This is a genomic window from Bradyrhizobium sp. P5_C11_2 (assembly GCF_054049755.1).
The window spans coordinates 1-1,119 of the sequence record NZ_JBFULT010001070.1 but is presented as its reverse complement, the minus strand read 5'-3'; the positions used below and the strand labels follow the sequence as shown (position 1 = coordinate 1,119).

General features: G+C 62.0%; 2 protein-coding genes. Both read right to left on the bottom strand.

What is annotated here, in order from left to right; translation table 11 throughout:
- Positions 1-671 (bottom strand): heme/hemin ABC transporter substrate-binding protein (locus ACXJL8_RS41730; protein WP_456687110.1); only part of this gene is annotated, 671 nt, incomplete at its 3' end.
- 6 nt (positions 672-677) lie between these two features.
- Positions 678-884, bottom strand: a complete 207-nt coding sequence (locus ACXJL8_RS41725; protein WP_456620363.1) for a hemin uptake protein HemP — start codon at positions 882-884, stop codon at positions 678-680.
- Between the last annotated feature and the right edge of the window lie 235 nt (positions 885-1,119).

The window sequence follows — 1,119 nt, the reverse complement described above, 5'->3', positions numbered from 1 at the left end:
ATGTTCTTGTAGCCATCGTAGTCGTCGACGGCGTTGGTGGCGCCTGCGAGTTGGATGATCTCGTCGGCGGCGGTCTTGTGACCGGCGACCATCGCTCGCCCGTTCACAAGCGACATCACGAACATCACGCGCACCGGCTTCGTCACCTTGGCGCGCAGTGCGCGGAGCTGCGCGAGATCGGTGCCGACTGCGGTCGCCAGGCATTCGGCGCGCGCATCGACGCCCATGGCGTGGCCGACCAGCCTGATCTTTTCGATCAGGCCTTCCTCGGAGAATGTCTCGGGCACCAGCACCAGCGGCACCTTCGCCGTCTCCAGGATGTCCATGGTTTCGCGCGGGCCCGACCCCTGGATCGCCAGGATCAGCGTGGGGTTGAGGCCGAGCACGCCCTCGGCCGAAATCTGGCGCATGTAGCCGACATTGGGTTTGTCGTGCAGCGCTGCCGCCGGATAGAGGCTCGTGGTGTCGACGCCGACCAGGCGGCTCTCGAGCCCGAGCGCATAGAGGATCTCGGTGATGGCGCCGCCGATCGAGACCGTGCGCGCGATATCGCCCACGGCAACGTCGCGGTTGCGGGCGTCATGCACGGTGATGCCGGCGGCGTGCGCAGTGGACGCGAATGCGATCGTGCCGGTGAGCAGGAGTTGGGTGAGGGTGCGACAAAATGTCATTGCAGGTTACTTCGTCAGGAGCAGCTTGTTCTGCGAGGTCAGGCGGAGGCGATAGGTTTCCTCGCCATGCGCGATGATGATCTCGCGCTCGGCAGCGAAGAGTTCGCGGCTGTCGATCCGGCTCCCGCGCATGGTCAAGGTTCTCGTTGTTGCAGAAGGGCTTTCTGCCGGCCCCGCCACGCCGCCGAATTTGTCTTCGGACGCTGCTGACATTGTTGGTGTGATGCGCTTTCGAAATTGCAGATGCTGCCTGCTTGTATAGGTGGCAACAGGCGCATTCCAACGGCGGCAATTTACAATCGATATAAACTGCAACCTAACGTCATTGACCGTCGAACTGTTGCCACGTAACCAATTATGTCAGCGGGGGAACTTGCCCGCGTCTTGAAAAAATCAGCCAGCCAGTCGTTCGCGTTGCGAACGCACGCCAGCCAACAGACTCCAAAAC